This is a genomic window from Imbroritus primus (genome assembly GCF_964332355.1).
Taxonomy (GTDB): Bacteria; Pseudomonadota; Gammaproteobacteria; order Burkholderiales; family Burkholderiaceae; genus Imbroritus; species Imbroritus primus.
Genome location: NZ_OZ201293.1, coordinates 962,103 through 984,029, shown reverse-complemented (window position 1 = coordinate 984,029; position 21,927 = coordinate 962,103). Strand labels below are relative to the sequence as shown.

At 64.5% G+C, this 21,927-nt stretch carries 20 protein-coding genes; 7 read left to right on the top strand and 13 right to left on the bottom strand.

What is annotated here, in order from left to right:
- Positions 1 to 134 precede the first annotated feature (134 nt).
- From fabG to ACQ3C8_RS04450, 6 genes are all read right to left on the bottom strand, one after another.
- Positions 135 to 884: a 3-oxoacyl-ACP reductase FabG gene (fabG, locus tag ACQ3C8_RS04475; protein ID WP_428852612.1), complete on the bottom strand. Its 750-nt coding sequence runs from the start codon at positions 882 to 884 to the stop codon at positions 135 to 137.
- A 9-nt stretch (positions 885 to 893) separates the two neighbouring features.
- On the bottom strand, positions 894 to 1,823 hold the full coding sequence (gene fabD, locus ACQ3C8_RS04470; protein ID WP_428852611.1) for an ACP S-malonyltransferase: 930 nt from the start codon (positions 1,821 to 1,823) through the stop codon (positions 894 to 896).
- Between the two features lie 183 nt (positions 1,824 to 2,006).
- The gene (locus ACQ3C8_RS04465) at positions 2,007 to 2,984 is read right to left on the bottom strand and encodes a beta-ketoacyl-ACP synthase III (RefSeq protein WP_428852610.1); all 978 of its coding nucleotides are present in this window, start codon (positions 2,982 to 2,984) and stop codon (positions 2,007 to 2,009) included.
- A gap of 50 nt (positions 2,985 to 3,034) precedes the next feature.
- Positions 3,035 to 4,093, bottom strand: a complete 1,059-nt coding sequence (gene plsX / locus ACQ3C8_RS04460; protein WP_428852609.1) for a phosphate acyltransferase PlsX — start codon at positions 4,091 to 4,093, stop codon at positions 3,035 to 3,037.
- A gap of 219 nt (positions 4,094 to 4,312) precedes the next feature.
- Entirely contained in the window at positions 4,313 to 4,492 is a 180-nt protein-coding gene (gene rpmF, locus ACQ3C8_RS04455) for a 50S ribosomal protein L32 (RefSeq protein WP_009522110.1), read from the bottom strand.
- 140 nt (positions 4,493 to 4,632) lie between these two features.
- Entirely contained in the window at positions 4,633 to 5,232 is a 600-nt protein-coding gene (locus tag ACQ3C8_RS04450) for a YceD family protein (RefSeq protein ID WP_428852608.1), read from the bottom strand.
- A gap of 250 nt (positions 5,233 to 5,482) precedes the next feature.
- Between ACQ3C8_RS04450 and ACQ3C8_RS04445 the strand changes: the two genes are divergently transcribed.
- The gene (locus ACQ3C8_RS04445; protein WP_009522108.1) at positions 5,483 to 6,082 is read left to right on the top strand and encodes a Maf-like protein; all 600 of its coding nucleotides are present in this window, start codon (positions 5,483 to 5,485) and stop codon (positions 6,080 to 6,082) included.
- Positions 6,083 to 6,084: 2 nt separating this feature from the next.
- Positions 6,085 to 6,816 (top strand): SAM-dependent methyltransferase, encoded by a 732-nt coding sequence (locus ACQ3C8_RS04440; protein WP_428852607.1) that lies wholly within the window; start codon positions 6,085 to 6,087, stop codon positions 6,814 to 6,816.
- A 62-nt stretch (positions 6,817 to 6,878) separates the two neighbouring features.
- Here ACQ3C8_RS04440 and ACQ3C8_RS04435 read toward each other — a convergent pair whose 3' ends face one another.
- The 4 genes from ACQ3C8_RS04435 to ACQ3C8_RS04420 are packed head-to-tail and all read right to left on the bottom strand — an operon-like array spanning position 6,879 to position 10,023.
- Entirely contained in the window at positions 6,879 to 7,973 is a 1,095-nt protein-coding gene (locus ACQ3C8_RS04435; protein WP_428852606.1) for a S49 family peptidase, read from the bottom strand.
- Between the two features lie 13 nt (positions 7,974 to 7,986).
- Positions 7,987 to 8,376, bottom strand: coding sequence for a Rieske (2Fe-2S) protein (locus ACQ3C8_RS04430; RefSeq protein ID WP_009522105.1), 390 nt, complete (start codon positions 8,374 to 8,376; stop codon positions 7,987 to 7,989).
- Positions 8,369 to 9,028, bottom strand: coding sequence for an HAD-IA family hydrolase (locus ACQ3C8_RS04425; protein ID WP_009522104.1), 660 nt, complete (start codon positions 9,026 to 9,028; stop codon positions 8,369 to 8,371). The genes ACQ3C8_RS04430 and ACQ3C8_RS04425 overlap by 8 nt, the downstream gene beginning before the upstream one ends.
- A 5-nt stretch (positions 9,029 to 9,033) precedes the next feature.
- Positions 9,034 to 10,023 carry an RluA family pseudouridine synthase gene (locus ACQ3C8_RS04420; protein ID WP_428852605.1) on the bottom strand — a complete coding sequence of 330 codons (990 nt, stop codon included), beginning with the start codon at positions 10,021 to 10,023 and terminating at the stop codon, positions 9,034 to 9,036.
- An 804-nt stretch (positions 10,024 to 10,827) separates the two neighbouring features.
- Between ACQ3C8_RS04420 and ACQ3C8_RS04415 the strand changes: the two genes are divergently transcribed.
- From ACQ3C8_RS04415 to ACQ3C8_RS04395, 5 genes are all read left to right on the top strand, one after another.
- Positions 10,828 to 13,929: an Rne/Rng family ribonuclease gene (locus ACQ3C8_RS04415; RefSeq protein ID WP_428852604.1), complete on the top strand. Its 3,102-nt coding sequence runs from the start codon at positions 10,828 to 10,830 to the stop codon at positions 13,927 to 13,929.
- Positions 13,930 to 14,118: 189 nt separating this feature from the next.
- Entirely contained in the window at positions 14,119 to 15,243 is a 1,125-nt protein-coding gene (moaA, locus tag ACQ3C8_RS04410; RefSeq protein ID WP_428852603.1) for a GTP 3',8-cyclase MoaA, read from the top strand.
- Between the two features lie 49 nt (positions 15,244 to 15,292).
- Positions 15,293 to 15,919 (top strand): molybdenum cofactor guanylyltransferase MobA, encoded by a 627-nt coding sequence (gene mobA, locus ACQ3C8_RS04405; protein ID WP_428852602.1) that lies wholly within the window; start codon positions 15,293 to 15,295, stop codon positions 15,917 to 15,919.
- The gene (gene moeA, locus ACQ3C8_RS04400; RefSeq protein WP_428852601.1) at positions 15,916 to 17,190 is read left to right on the top strand and encodes a molybdopterin molybdotransferase MoeA; all 1,275 of its coding nucleotides are present in this window, start codon (positions 15,916 to 15,918) and stop codon (positions 17,188 to 17,190) included. Before mobA ends, moeA begins: the two co-directional genes overlap by 4 nt.
- Positions 17,191 to 17,460: 270 nt before the next feature.
- A complete protein-coding gene (locus ACQ3C8_RS04395) occupies positions 17,461 to 17,766 on the top strand; it encodes a hypothetical protein (RefSeq protein ID WP_428852600.1) in 306 nt (101 codons plus the stop codon).
- A gap of 140 nt (positions 17,767 to 17,906) precedes the next feature.
- On the opposite strand, the gene rmuC is transcribed toward ACQ3C8_RS04395, so the two are convergent.
- From rmuC to ACQ3C8_RS04380, 3 genes are read right to left on the bottom strand one after another with little or no spacing between them, the layout of a single operon-like run.
- Positions 17,907 to 19,394, bottom strand: a complete 1,488-nt coding sequence (rmuC, locus tag ACQ3C8_RS04390) for a DNA recombination protein RmuC (RefSeq protein WP_428853031.1) — start codon at positions 19,392 to 19,394, stop codon at positions 17,907 to 17,909.
- Complete coding sequence (locus ACQ3C8_RS04385; RefSeq protein ID WP_009522096.1) at positions 19,394 to 20,389, bottom strand: 2-hydroxyacid dehydrogenase; 996 nt, start codon at positions 20,387 to 20,389, stop codon at positions 19,394 to 19,396. Before ACQ3C8_RS04385 ends, rmuC begins: the two co-directional genes overlap by 1 nt.
- A complete protein-coding gene (locus ACQ3C8_RS04380; RefSeq protein ID WP_428852599.1) occupies positions 20,389 to 21,840 on the bottom strand; it encodes a sodium:proton antiporter in 1,452 nt (483 codons plus the stop codon). Before ACQ3C8_RS04380 ends, ACQ3C8_RS04385 begins: the two co-directional genes overlap by 1 nt.
- Positions 21,841 to 21,927 lie beyond the last annotated feature (87 nt).

Sequence of the window (21,927 nt, the reverse complement as noted above, 5' to 3'; positions counted from 1 at the left end):
ACGAAGATGCCGCCCAGCCCGATATGCAAAAAACACACCCGTTCTTCAATTAAAAAACGTTGAACAGTTGCCAACGGCGTGCGTACTGGCCGCGCCCATGGGGCAAGCCCGGCCGTACGCGGCCGCCCGCCAACTCAGTTCATGTACATGCCGCCATTCACGTGCAGTGTCGTGCCCGTGATATAGCCAGCTTGTGGCGACGCCAGGAAGACCACCGCATGCGCGATGTCCTCGGGCTCGCCCAGCCGACCAAGGGGGATCTGCCCCTTGAGTGCAGTGTGCTGCTCTTCCGACAGGGCCTTCGTCATGTCGGTGTCGATAAAACCCGGTGCAATGCAATTCACCGTAATGTTGCGGCTACCGATTTCGCGGGCCAACGCGCGCGACATACCCGCGACGCCAGCCTTCGCCGCCGCGTAGTTCATCTGGCCGGGATTGCCGGCCGAACCCACGACGGAAGTGATATTGATGATACGGCCGCCGCGCGCTTTCATCATCGGCCGCAGCACGGCGCGCGACAGGCGGAAGACCGACGTCAGGTTGGTGTCGATGACAGCGCTCCAGTCATCGTCCTTCATGCGCATGGCCAGTTGGTCCTGCGTGATGCCAGCGTTGTTGACAAGGATGTTCAGGCCGCCATGCGACTTGACGATGTCGTCGATCACAGCCTCGCAGCCTGTCGCATCATTGACGTTCAGCACCACGCCATGGCCCGTCAGCCCATCGGCCGACAGGTACGCACTGATGGCTTCCGCGCCGGCCGCGCTGGTCGCCGTACCGATCACCCGCGCACCGGCACGCGCCAGTTCCAGCGCAATGGCCTTGCCGATGCCGCGCGACGCACCGGTGACCAGCGCCACTTGTTGTTCGAGAAGTCGTGTCATCGTGGTTCCTTACTTCAACTGAGCCAGGGCTTCCTGAACAGAAGCGGGATCGGTGATCGACAGGGCCGTCAGGTTGCCGTCGATGCGCTTGGTCAGGCCAGCCAGGACCTTCCCCGGTCCGCACTCCACGAGGTGCGTCACGCCCGCTGCCGCCATGGCCTGGACCGATTCCACCCAGCGCACGGGCGCAGCCGCCTGACGCACGAGCGCATCTTTGATGGCAGCCGGATCCGACACGATGGCCACGTCCACGTTGTTCACCAGCGGAATCGTCGGCGCGTGGACCGTCAGGTTCGCCATGTACTCGCGCAGGCGATCCGAAGCCGGCTTCAGCAGCGAGGAATGGAACGGCGCCGAGACCGGCAGCGGCAGCGCGCGCTTCGCGCCCTTGCTCTTGGCAATCTCGCACGCTTTTTCCACCGCGGCCTTCTGGCCGGCGATCACAACCTGCGCCGGCGCATTGTAGTTGACGGCCTCGACGATGCCGGCCACCGACGCTTCGGCACAAGCGGCGCGCACATCGTCATCGCTCAGGCCGAGAATCGCCGCCATGCCGCCCTCGCCCACCGGCACGGCTTCCTGCATGGCCTGGGCGCGGAAACGCACCAGGGGAACGGCATCCGCAAAGGCAATCGCTTCCGCGGCAACCAGGGCGGAATATTCGCCCAGGCTATGGCCGGCCACCATGGCCGGTGCCGCACCGCCCGCATCGCGCCACACGCGGTAGCACGCCACGGCGGCAGTCAGCATCACCGGCTGGGTATTGGTGGTGAGATTGAGTTCTTCGGCCGGGCCTTCGGCAATCAGCTTGCCGATATCGAAACCGAGGGCCGACGAGGCTTCTTCCAGCGTGCGCTGCACCACCGGATGATCGGCAAAGGCGTTGAGCATGCCCACCGATTGCGAGCCCTGGCCGGGAAAGACGAAAGCAAATTTCATGATATCTGCATTGGGTAAAGTCACGACGCGCCAGCTCTAGCGTCCTGATCCGAATTGAGAGGTGATGTCAAAAATGAAGCGGAGCGGTTCTGGCTAGGCGCGCGGCCGCAGACAGTACATGCAGTACGGCAAGGCCGCCGCATGACGCCAAACCGGACGCCAGAATCATTTTGAGATGACCTCTTACATGCGCAGCAGTACTGCGCCCCAGGTAAAGCCGCCGCCCACGCCTTCCATCAGCACGTTGTGGCCCGGCTGGATGCGGCCATCGCGCACCGCGGCGTCGAGCGCCAGCGGAATCGATGCCGCAGAAGTGTTACCGTGCTCATGCACCGTCGCGACCATACGCTCGGGCGGCAGGCCGAGCTTCTTGGCAGAACCCAGCATGATGCGGATATTGGCCTGGTGCGGTACTAGCCAGTCGATCTGGGCGGCGTCCACCTTGGCCTGTTCGAGGACTTCGCGCGCGACCTTGTCGAGCACATTCACGGCCAGCTTGAATACGGCCTGGCCGTCCATCTTGAGCAGGGGATCACCCGTTACCGTACCGCCCGACACATGGCCTGGCACGCACAGGATATCGACATAGCTGCCATCCGCATGCAGCGCCGTGGACAAGATGCCCGGCTCGTCGGACGCCTGTAGCAGCACCGCGCCGGCACCGTCGCCAAACAGCACGCAAGTGGAACGGTCATTGAAATCAAGGATGCGCGAGAACACTTCCGCGCCGATGACAAGCACTGTGCGGTACATGCCGCTGCGGATGAAGCGGTCTGCCGTGGCCATCGCGTAGATGAAGCCGGAACACACCGCCTGCAGGTCAAACGCAGCACAGTTGCTGGTGATGCCCAGCTTGCTCTGCACCATGCAGGCGCTGCTCGGGAAAACGAAATCGGGGGTGGAGGTCGCGACGATGATCAGGTCGATCTGCTGGCGATCGACACCTGCGGCTTCGATGGCTCGCTCCGCCGCCCGCACGGCGAGATCGCTGCTGGTGACATTGGCATCGGCATAGTGCCGCGCGGAAATGCCACTCCGCGAGGTGATCCATTCATCGCTGGTTTCGATACCTTTTTCCGCCAGCATGGCGGTCAGATCCTGATTGGTCACGCGGCGCGGTGGCAGGTAACTGCCGGTGCCAATGATCTTTGCGTATGTCATGAAAATCCTGTCGATGTAAATCGGCGTCTGCTATGTACCCGTCCTGGCCATCAACCAACGCGCGGCATCACGGTGGGCGGGTCGCCTGGCAGCTCCCGTGGCGCAGCCTTGCTGGCAAAGACTTGGGCAATACGCTCAACCACGCCATTTTTGGCCGCATCATACCCGCGTTTGATCGCCCATTCAAAAGCATAGGCGTCCGCCGAGCCATGGCTTTTGATCACCAGGCCGCGCAGTCCCAGCAGGGACGCGCCATTGTAGCGGCGATGATCGACACGGTGGCGGAAGCGATTCAGCACCGGCATTGCCACCAAGGCCATCAGCTTGGTCAGCCACGAGCGGCCGAATTCCTCGCGGATCATGCCGCCAATCATCTTGGCGATACCTTCGCTGGTCTTGAGCGCCACGTTGCCGACAAAGCCATCGCAGACCACCACGTCGGTCGTGCCGCGATAGATGTCATTGCCTTCGACATTACCGTAGAAATTGAGCGAACTGGCGCGCAGCAGCTCGCCCGCCTGCTTGACGACCTCGTTGCCCTTGATGACTTCCTCGCCGATGTTCAGCAGGCCGACCGACGGTCGTTCCTTGTTTTCCACCACCGCGACCATGGCTTCCGCCATTTGCGCGAACTGCAGCAGGTGCTGCGGTTCGCAGTCAGCATTGGCACCGAGATCGAGCATTGTGGTGCCACCGCCCTTTTCGTTGGGAATGGCCGTGGCAATGGCCGGGCGGTCGATGCCGTCCAGCGTCTTCAGGACATAGCGCGACAGTGCCATCAGCGCGCCAGTGTTGCCGGCCGAAATGCAGGCATCGGCATCGCCGTTCTTGACCTGGGTAATGGCCACGCGCATTGAGGAATCTTTCTTGCGGCGCAGCGCGACTTCCACGGAATCGTCCATCGTGACGACTTCGGATGCCGGGACGATGCTCAGCTGTGCATTGCCACTGGCGCCGAGCTTCTTGAGTTGCTGCTGGATGGCAGCAGGGTCGCCAACCAGCACCATGCTGGCATCTGCGTGCTGCGAGACGAAATTGACCGCGGCAGTGACGGTCACGGTTACGCCGTGATCGCCGCCCATGCAATCGATAGCAAGTCGGATCGTCATGTATGTGAGGAGTGGATCGAGAACCGCAGCCTCGGTTGCCTGCCGGATCGGGCAAGGCAACGGCCATCCATCGTCGTGGCTGCCGCCGGATGTCGAACGGTCATGTCAGGCGCGCGGAAACAAAAAAGCGGCAACGCAACTGCCGCTTTCCTATCAGATCGAATCACGAACCAGCGCGGGGAAAATCAACACACCTACCCGACACGCCTGCCCGATTCATCAGTCGTTCTTGGTCTTGACGACCTTCTTGCCACGGTAGTAGCCGTTCGGGCTCACGTGGTGGCGCAGGTGCACTTCACCGGTCGTCGGCTCGACGGCCAGCGACGCCGCGTCCAGATGGTCGTGGGAACGGTGCATGCCGCGCTTCGACGGCGTCTTCTTGTTTTGCTGAACTGCCATGATCTATGACTCCTAAGAGAATGTCTTGAATTTTATCACATCACATCCGCCGCCAACGTAGCCGGGTTGCAGCGAATGCACGATACTGCTCGACCGTAAACCGCGCGCCCGCGTGCGGCAGGCGCTGCACCACTGCTTCTTCAGTGGCGGCGTTTCAGGTCGGCCAGCGCCGCGAACGGCGATGGCCTGGTTTCTTCCTCTGCATCTTCGGGCGCTTCTTCAGGCACGACCTGGCCATCCGCACCCGTGACCAGGTCCGGATGAACCTCCGGACAGACGTCATGCTTGACTGCGATTGGCAAAGCCAGAAGCAATTCGTCTTCGATCAGTTCGGCCAGCTGGAAATGACGCGAACCGACGATGACATCGACTTCGTCGTCATCGACCGGCGCCGCATCAGCTTCTGCCTCGGTACGCACCAGCTCCAGGACGGTCCGCACGGACAGCGATTCCGGCTTGACCGTCAGACAGCGCTGGCACACGAGCCACAGCACGCCATCAACCTCCAGCGCCACGAACTTGCGCTTGCGCCCATCCAGGCCGGCCATCGAGGCCTCCTCGCGCACGAAACCGCGCAAGCGCCAGTTGAATAGTGCATCGCGCGCGTCGGCCGGCGCCTCGGGGGCCAGCTCCGCCAGCACACGCGGCAGTGAGGTCAGCGGGAGCGCACCCTGCGCCTCTTCGCCAGCGACACTGAAGTCGAAAATATCGAACGGTCTGAGCGGATTCAACTGAATCATGATGCGGAATCCCTAGTCTGGCGCGTGGCGCTCCACCTGCACTCACAGCCGTGCCGGCGCGGTTCGCAACAAAACCATCCGTACCGCGCGTTACCGCAGGATTGCCGTGTTGCCGCTTGGTCGCCAATCTGGTTTGTTGATAACATGCGCGGTCAGCCCGGCACGATCAGCAAAACGCGCGATTATACGCTGCTTTTTCAGCGGTCGTCAAAGCCCTCCGGGCAAAATCCATCTTTTCCGTCAATGACTTATGACTGACCCGCGCCTCCCGGCACTGATCCTCGCCTCCAGCTCCCGTTACCGCCGCGAATTGCTGGAACGGTTGCGCGTGCCCTTCACCGTCGCGGTGCCCGATATCGATGAAACCCCGCTGCCCGGCGAGTGCCCGGACGCCACCGCCATGCGGCTTTCACTGCACAAGGCACAAGCGATCGCCCGCCAGCAGCCGGATGCACTGATCATCGGCTCAGACCAGGTGGTCACGCTCGACGGCCAGCAGATGGGCAAACCCGGCGATCATGCACGCGCGCTCCAGCAATTGCAGCGCATGCGCGGTCGTACGGTGACTTTCCACTCGGCGCTCTGCCTGTTCGATGGCCGCACGGGACAGCACCAGATCGAGGATGTGCAGACTCTCGCGACCTTCCGCGACCTGCCGGATGCCGAGCTTGACGCCTACCTGCACCTCGAGCACCCCTATGACGTGGCCGGCAGCGCCAAGGCCGAGGGCCTGGGCATCGCCTTGCTGGAAAAAGTGACGTCGGACGACCCCACAGCCCTGATCGGCCTGCCGCTGGTCGCCCTGACCTCCATGCTGCGCCGAGTCGGCTACCCCTTCTTTGGAGCCTGAGCATGGCCGGCACCCTGTATCTGCTGCCCAACACCCTAGGCGCGCGCGATGCCGCAGACCCCCTGCCCGCAGTTATTCCAGCCGAGGTACAGCGGCAGACGGCCGCCCTGGACTATCTGATCGCGGAAAACGCCAAGACGGCGCGTGCCTACCTGAAGAAACTGTCGGAATCGACGCCGTTGCGCCACGCAATCCAGCAGATCGAGATCCGCGAGCTGAATGTCAATACACCGCAGGAGGCGCTGTCCGCTCTGCTGGATCCGCTGGCAGGCGGCCGGGATGGCGGGTTGCTGTCGGAAGCCGGCGTCCCTGCGGTGGCGGACCCCGGTGCCAACCTCGTGCGACTCGCGCACCAGCGCGGCATTCCAGTCCGCCCGCTGGTGGGTCCGAGTTCGATCCTGCTGGCGTTGATGGCGTCCGGCCTGAATGGCCAGAGCTTTGCATTCCACGGCTATCTGCCGATCGACGCCGCGGCACGTGCCGCACGGCTGAAGCAGCTCGAGCAGCAATCGCGCACCCAGGGCCAGACGATGATCTTCATCGAAACGCCCTACCGCAACCCGCAACTGCTCGACACCATCCGCAGCCAGTGTGCGGGGCAGACATTGCTATCGGTGGCGGTCGATCTCACGCTGCCCAGCGAGCAGGTCGTGACGCTGCCGGTGGCGCAATGGTCGGAGCAGCGTCTCGACCTGCGCAAGCGGCCGGCGATTTTCCTGCTGCTGGCCCACTGATCCACCCCAAGTGGCAAGGAAGAACGCCGGGTAGCGTCCTCAATGCGCCTGCGGCGCCGGCCTCAACGCAACGGCTGCAGCGAACCGCTCCACAGCAGCGCCTTCACGGCGCCGGCGCCCATGGCCGCGCCAAAGCGCTTGGCGACCCGCTCGGCGATATTGTCCTTGACCGTATAGTCGACGATATTTTCCGCTTTGATCACATCGCGCGCCACGAAGTCAGCGGTCCCGATACCGTCTGCCAGTCCCAGCTCGACGCTGCGCGCACCGCTCCAGAACAGGCCCGAGAACAGCTGCGGATCGTCGGAAAGCCGTTTCCCCCGCCCTTCGCGCACCACGGTGATGAACTGCTGGTGGATCTCGTCGAGCATCTGCTGCGCGTAAGCGCGCTGCACCGGCGATTGCGGCGAGAACGGATCCAGCATCCCCTTGTTCGCCCCGGCCGTGTAGAGACGGCGCTCGACGCCAATCTTTTCCATCAGTCCGGTAAAGCCGAAACCGTCCATCAGCACGCCGATGGAGCCGATAATGCTGGCCTTGTCCACGTAGATCATGTCGGCCGCCGCGGCAATGTAATAGCCGCCGGACGCGCAGACTTCCTCCACCACCACATACAGCTTCTTGTCCGGATAGATGCCGCGCAGCCGGCGGATTTCATCGTTGATGATGCCGGCCTGAACGGGCGAGCCGCCGGGCGAATTGATTTTCAGGATGACCCCGGCCGACGCCGTATCCTCGAACGCCGCCTGCAGCGACGCATTGATGGCCTCGGCGCTGGCGGACGTACCGGCCGCGATCTCCCCGTCGATGGTGACCATGGCGGTATGACGGCCGGAGACCGACTTGGTCGTGGTCTTGAATTCGAACAGCGTGAAGAACACCAGCAGGAACACACCCAGCGTCGCCAGCCGGAAAAAAATGCGCCAGCGCCGCGCTGCGCGCTGCTCCCTGAGCGTCGCCAGCAAGACTTTTTCCAGCACGCCACGCTCCCATCCTGGCGCCTGTCCGCGCACCTGCTCGCGCGCCCGCTTGTCGGCGCGCTTCAGATCCTCGTCCAGCGGGTAATCGGCATGGGTCGCCGGCTCCAGGACGTTGGGATCGTCCCCGGAAGCACCGCCGGAGGACTGGCCGGATGACGGGTGTTGCGGTTCGCTCATGTGCTGCGGTCTCTCAGGATAGGGTCAGGGAAGACGGGAGTGGCTGGAAATCGCCACCGGGGATCCAGCATACCTTACCCAGCTCTTCCTGTACTGCCAGCGCGACCAATTTCGCACCCCGGCAAGGTCCGCCCACGCATCGACCGCTGTGCGGCTCGTAGAGGGCCCCGTGGGTCGCACACACCAGCCAGGTCTGCGTAGCATCGAAAAACTGGCCTTCCTGCCAGTCCATTTCCATCGGGACGTGTGCGCACTCATTGAGATAGGCATACACCGTTCCACCATGGCGCACCGCGAACGCCCCGATCTCGCGGCCACGATGCACCAGCGCGAAACGCACCCCGGTACCACCGTCCACCAGCGCCTCGGACGCGCAGATCAGCTGGGCGCCTGGTTCAGGCATGTTGCGCCAGCCAGGCGTTGAGATCAGGCACATCGCTGGCGCAATGCAGCGGCGACAGCGAGAGCAGCGACGCCCGGGGATGCGCGCCATAGCTCACCGCCACCGCACCGGAACCGGCATTGGCAGCCATCTGCAGATCGTGCGTAGTGTCGCCGATCATGACCGTGCGCGTGACGTTCTGCCCGAGCTCACCCGCCAACTCCACAAGCATGGCCGGATGGGGCTTGGAGAACGTCTCGTCGGCACAGCGCGTGGCATCGAACAGGTCGGCCACGCCCGTGGCCGCTAGCGCACGCTGCAGGCCGGCGCGCGACTTCCCGGTCGCTACGCCCAGGAGGTAATGTTGCGCGCGCAGCGCTTCGAGCATGTCACGCACGCCGTCGAACAACACCAGCTCGGGATCGCGCGTCAGGAAATGGAAGCGGTAGCGCTCGGACAGCTTGGGGTAGTCGGCAGGGTCAAGCGTGGGCGCGGCAAGGCTCAAGGCATCCTGCAGGCCCAGGCCAATCACATGGCTTGCCGCACCATCGTCCGGTACCGGCAGGCCGAGATCCTGGCAGGCCAGCTGGATGCAGCGCGTGATGGTCGGCGTGGAGTCCATCAGGGTGCCGTCCCAGTCGAACACGATCAGATCGAATTGCTGCTGCGCCATATCGCTTACTGCCCTATTCCACATTGCTCAAGAAAAGCCGCGCACTCGCGCGGCAGCGGCGCCTCGACCGCCAGCCGCCGCCCGTCGGCCGGATGCGCGAGCGCCAGCCGATGCGCATGCAGGAACATACGCCGCAGGCCCGGCTTTGCGCCAGCGCGCGCCAATTGTTTGTTGAGGGCGAAATCCCCATACTTCTCGTCACCCAGGATCGGAAACCCGGCATGCGCCAGATGCACGCGGATCTGGTGGGTCCGCCCTGTCTTCAGTTCGGCTTCCAGCCATGAGAACGCGCCATTGCCGCCCATCCGGTTGATGACCGTATGGGACGCCAGGCCATCGGCCTGCACGCGCACGCGGCGCTCGCCTTCCGGCGTGCTGTATTTGTGCAGCGGAAAACGCAGGTGCTGCCGGGTATGAGTCCAGTCACCTTTCACCCCCGCGTAGTACCGCTTGTCCAGCTGGCCAGCCCGGATCTGCTCGTGCAGATGCACCAGGGCGGACCGCTTCTTGGCCAGCACCAGCACGCCCGAGGTTTCGCGGTCCAGCCGGTGGACCAGCTCGAGGAAGCGGGCGGTGGGCCGGCTGCGCCGCAACTGCTCGATGACCCCGAACGACACCCCCGAGCCGCCGTGCACGGCCGTACCGGCCGGCTTGTCGATGATCAGCAGGTAATCGTCCTCGAACAGGACGGCGAACTCCGCCGCCGGTACGGCTGCGGGCTGGACCGCCGATTCCGCGATACGCATGGGGGGCACGCGTACAATATCACCAAGCTGCAGGCGATAGGTTGCATCTATGCGTCCTTTGTTGACCCGCACCTCGCCGGAGCGCAGGATGCGGTAAACATGGCTTTTCGGTACCCCCTTCGCGAGGCGTAGTAGAAAATTATCGATCCGCTGGCCTTCGGCCCCCTCGTCGATCTCGACGAACGCCACCTGCCCTCCGGAAACCCCGGCGGTGCGATTTTTCTCATTTTGATGGCGTAACTCATTCATTTTGAATATAATTTTTTCGTTTTCCGGCAGTTGGCCGGCAAAACGAGCCCGTGCGGTAAAAGAATGGTTTCATTTTACACGCGGGGCTGTCTGCACCGGCTTGTCCTGTTCGCCTGGCGAGGGCGTCGGCCCGGACAGCGCAGTTCAGCAGTACGCGCAGCGCGCGCACCGGCAGGGACCGGCCCAGAGGCCGCTTCGGCAGATGCCCGCACTGTGGGAACCAGTGATTCGGCAAAACAGAATTCATGGCGGATGCCCGGTTTGGCATCCGCTTCGGCAAGAAAAGTCCCGTGCACCCGGTATGGTGCCGGCCGGCTTGCAGCAGAACGCAGCACCCGATCCAGACGTCTGGCGGCAATAAATCGAAGAAGTATTCGGCCACGTCGGGAAAGCGGTGTTAGAGCGTATGACTCAATCCGCGACCGCTTAGAGACGCTATCAAAGTGAAGCGCAATGCTTCCGGCACGACGCGCAGCAGTCCGTACGGAAAACCCGGCCGGACCGCGCCACGACGCCAGCATCATTTTGATAGCGTCTCTAACCGCTCTTTACAGAACGGCGTCCTGCACCCGGCTGCGCCCCGCTAGCGCGCCCGACAAGGCCCATGCATCCGTCGCGCCCACCCGGCCGACCGAAGCGGCCCGCCCGGGAACCGGATACGCGTTCTCCCTGCTTTTCTCGCCCGTGCCCGGCCGGTCTCGCCTTTGCGATGCCGCCATTCCGGCAATTCTCCCGCCCATTGCTATTCCCTGCGTGCTCCAACCGACCGCCGTGACAACACACGGCACTGGAGTGAGGTTTGCGATGAAACGCATGCTATTCAATGCAACACAGCAGGAAGAACTGCGTGTTGCCATCGTCGACGGCCAGAAGCTGATCGACATCGACATCGAGGCCGCCGGCCGCGAGCAACGCAAAGGCAACATCTACAAAGGCGTGATCACGCGCATCGAGCCCTCGCTCGAAGCGTGCTTCGTCAACTATGGCGAAGAGCGCCACGGTTTCCTGCCGTTCAAGGAAGTGGCGCGTGCGTACTTCAAGGACGGCACCGACGTCCGCAACGCCCGCATCAACGATGCGCTGCACGAAGGCCAGGAACTGATCGTCCAGGTAGAAAAGGAAGAGCGCGGCAACAAGGGCGCTGCCCTGACCACCTTCATCTCGCTGGCCGGCCGCTACCTGGTGCTGATGCCCAACAATCCGCGCGGCGGCGGCGTGTCGCGCCGCATCGAAGGCGAAGACCGCCAGGAACTGCGCGAAACGATGAGCCAGCTCACCGTGCCGGATGGCATGAGCATCATCGCCCGCACGGCAGGCATCGGTCGCAGCGCCGAAGAGCTGCAGTGGGACCTGAACTACCTGATGCAACTGTGGAAGGCCATCGACGGCGCCGCGACCGAAAACCGCGCCCCGCTGCTGATCTACCTCGAATCGAGCCTGGTGATCCGCGCCATCCGCGACTACTTCCAGCCCGACATCGGTGAAATCCTCATCGACACCGATGACATCTACGACCAGGCCCGCGCCTTCATGAGCGTGGTGATGCCGGACAACATGCCGCGCGTGAAAAAATATGTGGACGATGTGCCACTGTTCTCGCGCTTCCAGATCGAACACCAGATCGAATCGGCCTACTCGCGCATGGTGGGCCTGCCGTCGGGCGGTGCCATCGTCATCGACCACACCGAAGCGCTGGTATCGGTGGATGTGAACTCGGCGCGCGCCACCAAGGGCGCAGACATCGAGGAAACCGCCACGCGCACCAACCTCGAAGCCGCCGACGAAATCGCCCGCCAGCTGCGCCTGCGCGACCTCGGCGGCCTGATCGTCATCGACTTCATCGACATGGAGTCGAGCAAGGCCCAGAAGGATGTCGAGAATCGCCTCAAGGACGCCCTGCGCCATGACCGCGCCCGCGTGCAGATGGGCAAGATCTCGCGCTTCGGCCTGATGGAACTGTCACGCCAGCGCCTGCGTCCGTCGCTGTCCGAGGGCTCGCACATCACCTGCCCGCGCTGTAACGGCACGGGCCATATCCGCGATTCCGAATCGTCCGCCCTGCAGGTGCTGCGCATCATCCAGGAAGAGGCGATGAAGGAAAACACCGCCGCCATCCACTGCCAGGTGCCGGTGGAAGTCGCCGCCTTCCTGCTCAACGAAAAGCGCAGCGACATCAACCTGATCGAAAACCGCTTCAAGGTGCAGGTCCTGTTGATCCCCAACAAGCACCTCGAAACGCCGCACTACAAGCTCGAACGCTTGCGCCACGACGATCCGCGCCTCGAAGAGACGCGCCCGAGCTACAAGCTCGCGGAAGCCGCCGCCAAGGAACTCGAGGCAGATACGAGCTACAGCAGCACCCGCAAGGAAGAAGCCAAGCCGCGCCAGGAAGCCGCCGTCAAGGGCATCACGCCCGATCAGCCGGCCCCGGCCGCCACGCCGCGCCCTGAACGCGCCCCCAAGCCGGCTGCTGCCGCCCAACCGGCTCCGGCACCTGCCCCCGCACCGCAGCCTGCAGCTGCCGGTGGTTTTATTGCATGGCTGAAGAACCTGCTCGGCCTGACCCCGCCCCCGGCACCCGCCCCGGTCGCTCCCGCCCGACCGGCCCGCAATCCGGAAGGCCGCCGCGAGCGCGGTGAGCGTGGCGAACGTGGTGGCAATCGCCAGGAGCGCGGCCGTTCGAATGGCGGCCGCAATGGCGAGCGCGGCGAACGCAATGATCGTGGCGAGCGCGCTGAACGAGGCGAACGCCAGGCACGTGGCGAACGCGGAGAACGCGCGCCTCGCGAAAATGGTCGTGAAGCACAACGCGACGCCAACCGCGACGCGCAACGCCAGGTACGCCAGCCGGCCGACGCCAGCGAAACCGGCACAACGCAAGCACCAGCCGCCGTCGAAGGCCGCAGCAACGAGGCACGCCGCGAACGCAACCAGGAGCGCCGCGAACGGCAGCGCGAACGCCGCGAGGCACGGGAAGCCGCTGGCGCCGATGTGGCTTCCTCGGCCGAAACCCTGGCCAACGAGGTCGTGGCTTCCGCAGCGACGACCTCTGCTGCAGCCGTTGCCGCTGGCGTGACAGCAGCCGCCCGCCCGGCGATCGCCGAAACCGGCAGCGAAGCCAATGTCGAGGCACTGGGCCACGATGTCGCAGGTACTGCCGAAACCACCGAAGCTGGTGAAGGCGAGGAACGCCGCCGCCGCAGCCGCCGCAGCCGCAACCGTTATCGCCGCGAGCGCGAAGGCGCAGCCGCGGATGTCAACCCGCTCGAAGGCGAAGACACGAGCGCTAGCGCCGCAATTGCCGCGAGCAGCGACGTCACGCCCACGGAGCCCACCGGCGTGCTGGCCGTAATCTCGCATGATGCGGCCCAGGCTGCCACGGAGGCGGAAACGGAAGCGGCAACCGCCCGACCCACGCCAGCCGCCACCGTGGAAGCAGTCGCAGCCAAGGTCGCAGGGGCCATCGTACCGACAGTCGCAGCGACCGTCGCACCGGCCGAGCCCGAGGTGCAGGCTGCCTCCGCGCCAGCGGTTGCCGCGACGCCGGCACCGGTAGTCCCGGAACCAATGGTGGCAGAAACGCCGGCGCCGGTTCAACCCGCCGCCGCGCCCGTCGCTGCCCCTGCAGCCGCCCCTGCTGCTGAACCTGTCCGGACAGCACCCGCCCCAGCCCAGCCGGTGAAAGCCGGCCTGGCAATGGACGCACTGACTCCCGTCCTGGCGGCAGCCGGCCTGGAATGGATCCACACCGATGCAGCCCGGCATGAGGCAGTCCAGCGCGAGATCGCCAGCGTCGTCCCGGCACCGCACCAGCCGCGCGAGCGGAAGCCCGCGCCGGCCCTGCCGGAAGGCCCGATGGTGCTGGTCGAAACCCGCCCGACTTCCCAGCCTGAAAGCGCCGCATGATGCATGCGATCTGAACCATGCAGGTGTCCACGGCACCTGTGCGCGATGGAAAAAGGACGGCTCTGCCGTCCTTTTTTCACGTACAGCGCCTGAGGGCGTTGCCGTGTGCCATGGCCACCTGCGCTAGAATCGAACTATCTATCGCAAATCCGCGCGCGGCTTCGCTGTCGAAGCGCTCTACGAGGCTGTATGACTGACACCGTCATCCCGGTTGTAGACATCCGGGATCATCGCTACCGCACCACGGTTCCGGCCGTGCCTGCCCGGCTCGAAATGCCGAGCGGCCTGCTGGCGGATACGCGTGGCCGGCCGCTGCGCGACCTGCGTATCTCGGTGACGGACCGCTGCAACTTCCGCTGCGTCTACTGCATGCCGAAAGATGTATTCGACAAGGACTATCAGTTCCTGCCGCACAGCGAGCTCCTCAGCTTCGAGGAAATCGAACGCATCGTGCGCATCGCGATCGAACACGGCGTGGAGAAGATCCGCCTGACCGGTGGCGAGCCGCTGCTGCGCAAGAACATCGAACGTCTCATCGAGATGCTGGCGAAGCTCACCACTCGCGACGGCCAGCCGCTCGACCTGACCCTGACCACCAATGCCTCACTGCTGGCACGCAAGGCGCAAAGCCTGAAGGATGCCGGTCTGACACGCGTGAGCGTCAGCCTTGATGCCCTCGATGACGCCGTCTTCAAGCGCATGAACGATGTGGATTTCTCGGTGCACGATGTCCTCGCCGGGATCGAGACCGCGCAGCGTGTCGGCCTCGCCCCGCTGAAGGTCAACATGGTGGTGCAGAAAGGTGTCAACGATGACCAGATCGTGCCGCTCGCCGGGCACTTCAAGGGCACGGGCATCATCCTGCGCTTCATCGAATTCATGGACGTCGGCGCCAGCAATGGCTGGAACATGGCCTCCGTAGTACCGTCCGCCGAGGTCATCCAGCGCATCGATGCCGCTTTCCCGCTCGACAGCCTGCAGCCTAACTATCTCGGCGAGACCGCCGAACGCTGGCGCTATCGCGATGGCAGCGGCGAGATCGGCGTGATCTCGAGCGTCACCCAGGCGTTCTGCCACGACTGCACGCGTGCGCGCCTGTCGACCGAAGGCAAGCTCTATCTTTGCCTGTTCGCCACGCAAGGCTACGATCTGCGCGCGCTGCTGCGCGAAGGCCGTTCCGACCTCGAGATCAGCAACGCCCTCGCCGGCGTCTGGCGACAGCGCAGCGACCGCTACTCCGAGCTGCGCGCCGACCCGGAAACCCAGGCGGCACGCGCCGCGCGCAAGATCGAAATGTCGTACATCGGCGGCTGAGCCGTGGATGGACGCACCGATGCAACCTGAGTTGAGCTGAGACACCGCAATGGATCGACAAGACGTAACCGGCCTGATTCTCGCCGGCGGACGCGGCAGCCGCATGGGCGGCGTGGACAAGGGCCTGCAGCCGTTTCGCGGCACGCCGCTGGCGATGCACACCCTGCTGCGCCTGGCACCCCAGACCGGGCATCTGCTGGTCAACGCCAATCGCAACCTGGCCGCCTACGAGTCATTCGGCGTGCCTGTGGTAACAGATGCCGTGAATGACTTCCCGGGGCCGCTCGCCGGCGTGCTGGCCGGCCTGCAGCAATGCGAGACCCCGTATATGGTGACCGCACCGTGCGATTCGCCGCTGCTGCCGACCGATCTCGTCGCACGCCTCGGCGCAGCGCTCCTGGAGCAGGATGCGGAGATCGCCATGGCCGTGACGCAGGAGCCTGACGGGCACACGCAGCGCCACCCGGTGTTCATGCTGATGCAGGTCACCGTCCTGCCCAGCCTCGCACAATTCCTGGCCGAGGGCGAACGCAAGATCGCAGCATGGACCGATCGGCACCGCACCGCCCGCGTCCTGTTCGACGATGCCAACGCCTTCAGCAACATCAACACCCTCGACGAACTGCGCGCACTGGAACAACCGGTGGCCGAGTCCAGTAGGAACATCGCCTCATGATCACGCTTGCCTCGGTTGTCTCCTGCCTGTCCGACTACGATCCCAACGCCCTGCCCGTTGCCCAGGCCCAGGGCATCATCCGCGATTTCATCACCCCGGTCAGCGCCATCGAACGCGTTGCCATCCGCAGCGCACTCGACCGCGTACTGGCCGAAGACATCATCTCGCCGATCAACGTCCCGGCACATGACAATTCCGCGATGGACGGCTACGCGTTCTCGAGCAAGGTGCTCGGCGCGGGCGACGTCGCGCTGCGTGTGATCGGCACCGCCTATGCGGGCACGGCCTTCAGCGGCGCACCCTCTGCCGGCGAAGCCGTGCGCATCATGACCGGCGCCGTCATGCCGGCCGGCTGCGATACCGTCATTCCGCAGGAATTCACGCAGACCGAGGGCGACACCGTGCGGTTTGCCGGCGATGCCGTCAAACCGGGTGACAACCGCCGCCTGGCAGGTGAGGATCTAGCCATGGGGCAAGCCGCGCTAACAGCTGGCCGCGTGCTGCGCCCTGCCGATATCGGCATGCTGGCCTCGCTTGGCGTGGCCGAGGTCCCCGTGCGCCGCCGCCTGCGCGTGGCGTTTTTCTCCACCGGCGATGAACTGCGCTCGATCGGCCAGCCGCTCGACGAAGGCTGCGTCTATGACTCCAACCGCTACACGCTGTACGGCATGCTGCGGCGCCTGAACGTGGAGATCGTCGACATGGGCGTGGTACCGGACAGCCCCGAAGGACTCGAACGGGCATTCCGCATGGCATGCGAGAACGCCGATGCGATCATCACCTCCGGCGGGGTCTCGGTCGGCGAGGCAGACTACACCAAGCAGATGATGGCCAAGCTCGGCGATGTCACGTTCTGGACCATCGCCATGCGTCCGGGCCGGCCAATGGCCTTTGGCCGGATCGAATCCAACGGGCACAGCGCCTTCCTGTTTGGCCTGCCCGGCAATCCGGTGGCCGTCATGGTGACGTTCTACCACTTCGTGCGTGGCGCACTGCTGCACATGATGGGTGCGGATGCCAAACCCCTGCCGCTGCTGCGGGCCCGCAGCGCCGAAGCGATCCGCAAACGGCCGGGCCGAACGGAGTATCAGCGCGGCATCCTCGCCCTCGGCGCAGATGGCACTCCCGAGGTCCGCACCACCGGCCAGCAGGGCTCCGGTGTCCTGCGCTCGATGAGCGAAGCCAACTGCTTCATCGTGCTCGAGCATGAGCGCGGCAAGGTTGAAGTGGGCGACCCAGTGCAGGTCATGCTGTTCGACGGGCTGGTCTGACACGTATCCGCCGCAACCCCGGCTCCGGATGGATTTCCGGAGCCGTGTTGCCGGAGCGGCATTTCCGGAACAGCGTTTCCGCCGCCAGCCTTCGAGCGACGGACGGAGAAAACCACCCCTGCGGCAAGCCGCCCATCGCAGGCCTGGGGTATTGTCGTTTTTCCGCTGCACTTCCCCCGGCCGGCCAGCCCGGCGGCGGCCTGAAACTACCGTTCGGGAACAGGTTTCGCTACACTGCGTGCAACCATTTCTTCCCCACCCGAGCCGTACATGTCCTCTGCTCCGCTCCTCCCTGCCGTCAACAAAGAGATCGCCTACGTCGACCCGGTGCGTACCGCCAAGGCGCTGGTGCTTGTGTACCTGTGCTTTTCCGTGCCCATCGTCACGCTCGGCCTGATCGTGGCCTTCGTGCGCTATGGCGACCTGCCGGGCATCGCCGTGATCACGGCATTGGTCCTCAATACGCTCGTTGGTTTCGGCCTGCTGTGGCTGGCCTGCAATGCCTACAACTGGGTGGCGCGGCGCTTCGGCGGGATCGAAGTAACGTTGCGGGATATGCCGCACACTGACAACTGAAGCGCACCTGAGTGCGGCATCTTGGGCTGGCGGTGCCAGCCCGGTTCTTCTGTTTCCTCGCGCAATGCGAGAACGATGGCGCAGAACCATCGTCCACAGCTGAACTGTCCCGCGCGCGTTCCTATCCCGCACACGTCACGCTAGTTCGGCGCATCGGTTTCATCTTCCGGCTCCCCACCCAGCGCAAAACCTGGCCCATCGAGGCCCAGCATCGCCTGTGCCGCCTCGCCCGGCATCGCTTCCACCTGCCGCAGCTTGCGGTCCATCTGACGCGTGCGGACCTCCGCCTGCTCGATGTTGCGCGCCGCGCGCACGAGCGTGTCGCGCGTCTTGGCCAGCACGTCGCCGAACTTGCCGAACTCCGTCTTGACCGCGCCGAGCACTTCCCAGACTTCGCTGGAGCGCTTCTCCAGCGCCAGTGTGCGAAAGCCCATCTGCAAGCTGTTGAGAATGGCAGTCAGCGTGGTCGGACCAGCCACCGAGACGCGGTAGGTACGCTGCAAGGTATCGACCAGCCCCGGCCGGCGCAGGGCTTCGGCATACAGCCCTTCGGTCGGCAGGAACATGATGGCGAAATCGGTCGTGGCCGGCGGCGACAGGTACTTTTCGCCGATGGTCTGCGCTTCCTTGCGGATGGCCTGTTCGAGTTCGCGGCCGGCGGCACTTACCCCATCGACATCGGCGCGCTCCTGCGCATCGAGCAACCGTTCGTACTGCTCCTTGGGGAATTTGGCGTCAATCGGCAGCCACACCGGGACACTGCCATCACTGCGCCCGGGTAGCCGGATGGCGAACTCGACACGCGCGCCCGAACTGGCCACCGTCTCGACGTTTTTGGCGTACTGGTCGGGCGTGAGCATCTGCTCGAGCAGCATCTCGAGCTGCACCTCGCCCCACGTGCCACGCGACTTCACGTTGGTCAGCACGCGCTTGAGATCGCCCACGCCCTGGGCCAGCACCTGCATCTCGCCAAGCCCGCGATGCACCTGCTCGAGACGGTCCGAGACCAGCTTGAACGACTCGCCGAGCCGTTGCTCGAGCGTAGCGTGCAGCTTTTCATCGACGGTCTTGCGCATCTCCTCGAGCTTGGCGGCGTTGTGCGTCTCGATGTCCTTGAGCTTCTGCTCGAGCGTTGTCCGGATCTCGTTGAGCCGGCGCTCGTTGCCTTCGCTCAGCGCCTGCAATTGCTGCTGCAGGCCATCGCCAAAGCGGCGCAGCGTGCCTGCCTGTTCCTCACGCGTCTGCAGGCTTTCCTTCTGTAGATGCTGGCGCATGCCGTCGAGCTGCTGCAGTGTGCTTTCGGTCACGCGCGCGAGTTGCTGCGCAAATGCGTCGATCTGGTTGTTCTGCAGCGTGGCAACCGAGGTCATCTGCTGCGTCAGGCCTTGCTGGAACTGTCCGAGCTGCTGGCCGAGCTCGCCACGATTGGCGCGGGCGGTCTCGTTGACTTCGCCGCGCAGTTCGCGTTCCAGCCGCTCATTGCCGCGCCCGAGTTCCTCGCGCAAGGCCACAAGCTGGGCCGACAGTTCGGCTGCCTGCTGGCCGGGACGGCCGCGCAGCAGCACGACCAGCAACAGCACCACTGCCACGGCCGACAGTAGCGTGGCCAGGATCACCCAGGTTTCCATCACGCGCGTCGCTCCAGCACTTCGGGATTGAGCGGAGTCGGCGGCTTGCCGGCGTGCGGCCCGAGACCGAGCGCCGCGATCAGGTTGTCGGCGGCCAGGTTCGCCATGCCGCGTCGCGTGGCTTCCGTCGCGCTGGCGATGTGCGGGGTCAGGACGATATTGGGTACCGTCAGCAGATCGGGATGCACCTGCGGCTCGCCTTCGAACACATCGAGCCCGGCCGCGAAGATCTTCCGTTCGCGCAGCGCAGCCGCCAGCGCGGCATCGTCGACAATGCCACCGCGCGCGAGATTGACCAGCGTCGCCGTGGGCTTCATCTGCGCGAGCTCGGCCGCGCCGATGGCGTGATGGCTCTCCGCACTGTATGGCAACACCAGCATGAGATGATCGGCCTGCTGCAGCAGTTCGGCCTTGCTGACATAACGCGCACCAAGCTGCTGCTCGATGGCGGCATCGAGCCGGCTGCGGTTGTGGTACAGGATGGTCATGCCGAAGCCCGCCGCGCGGCGCGCGATCGCCTGGCCGATGCGGCCCATGCCGAGGATGCCGAGCGTACGGCCGTGCACGTCCGCGCCGAGGAACAGGTCGTACGACCACTTGCTCCACTTGCCGGCGCGCAGCCAGTGCTCTGACTCGGTGACGCGCCGCGCCGTCGCCATCAGCAGCGCCCAGCCGAAATCGGCCGTCGATTCGGTCAGGATATCGGGCGTATTGGTGGCCACGATGCCAGCGGCCGTGAGTGCGGGAACGTCGAGATTGTTATAGCCGACCGCCATGTTGCACACGGCCTTGAGTTCCGGCAGCTGCGCGATGATGGCCGCATCGATGCGGTCCGAGGTATTGGACAGCACGCCTTGCCGGCCAGCCATGCGGCGCACGAATTCGTCGGATGCCAGCGGCGTGTCCTCCTGATTGTCGAGCACGTCGAAATGCGTACGCAGGCGGTCGAGCACGTCGGGGAAGATGGCACGGGTCACGAAGATACGAGGCTTCATCATGGAATCCTGAAGAATATGAAGGTCATGATCACGAAGAGCGGAACAAGAATACCGCAGGACCACGCCATATAGCCGAAGAAGCTCGGCATGCGCACGCCTCGGTCCTCGGCGATTGCCTTGACCATGAGGTTGGGCGCGTTGCCGATATAGGTATTGGCGCCCATGAATACGGCGCCGGCTGAGATGGCCGCGAGCGTCGATGCGCCGGCTGTCATCAGCGTCGCCGCATCACCGCCGGCGGTATTGAAAAACACCAGGTAGGTCGGCGCGTTGTCGAGGAAGGACGACAGGATGCCGGTCGCCCAGAAGTACATGCCGTCGATCGGCTGGCCGTTGCTGTCGCTGACTACGCGGATCACACTGGCGAACGCCCCGGACGTGCCGGCCTTGAGCATGGCGATGACCGGAATGATGGTCAGGAAGATACCGGCAAACAGCTTGGCCACTTCCGCGATCGGCGCCCAGTTATATTCGTTGCCCGCGCGCGCCGTGGCCGGCGTAATGGCAAGCGAGAGCAGCGCGATCGCGACCAGTGCGCCATCGCGCACCAGGTTCTGCAGCTCGACCGGCGTGCCGAGTATGTCGAACGACACCCCTGGTTTCCACAAGCCACTCATCAGCACCAGTCCGACGATAGCCGCCAGCAGCAAGAAATTGCGCTTGCCCTCGATCGAAAAGCCCGGAGTGTCGGGTGTCGGATCCAGCCGGGCATCGCGCTCCTCGCCTGCCACGCGGTACAGCACCGTGTCGATGATGAAGAACAGCACCAGCAAGATCACGCACAGGAACAGCATTGGCCGGTAGAGATGTTCCATGGTCCAGAAGAAACTTACGCCTTTCAGGAAGCCGAGAAACAGGGGCGGATCGCCCAGCGGTGTCAGCGAGCCACCGGCATTGGCCACGAGGAAGATGAAGAACACCACCACATGCGTGACATGCTTGCGGTTGTCGTTGGCACGCAGCAAAGGGCGGATCAGCAGCATCGCCGCCCCCGTGGTACCCATGATGCTGGCCAACACGGTACCGAGCGTCAGGATGCCGGTGTTGAGCCCCGGTGAGCCGTGCAGGTTGCCACGGACGCAGATGCCGCCGGCCACGACGTACAACGCGCCCAGCAGGATGATGAACGGCACGTACTCGGCCAGCAGCGCATGCACCCCGTTGACCACGGCAGCGTGCGCACCGAACTGCACGGCAAACGGGATGAAGAAGGTCAGTCCCCACGCGGCGGCGATCTTGCCGAAGTGGCGGTGCCAGAAAATGGGGGCCACGAGCGGCCACAGGGCGATGGACAGCAGGATCCCGGCGAAGGGGATGGCCCAGGCCAGCGACAGTGCAGCGCCATCGAGGTCGGCAGCGCCAGCTAGCCCTGGCGCCAGGGTGCACGCGGCCACGGCACATGATTGAAGACGATGAACCCGGTGAACGGCATGCTGCGGCGCTTGCATTGGCAATAGTCTCTCCTGCACCTGGCGGTGCGTCATTCTGGTTGATTGAATTCCGGCGAATCGCGCGAACGGTGCAGCGCGCGATGT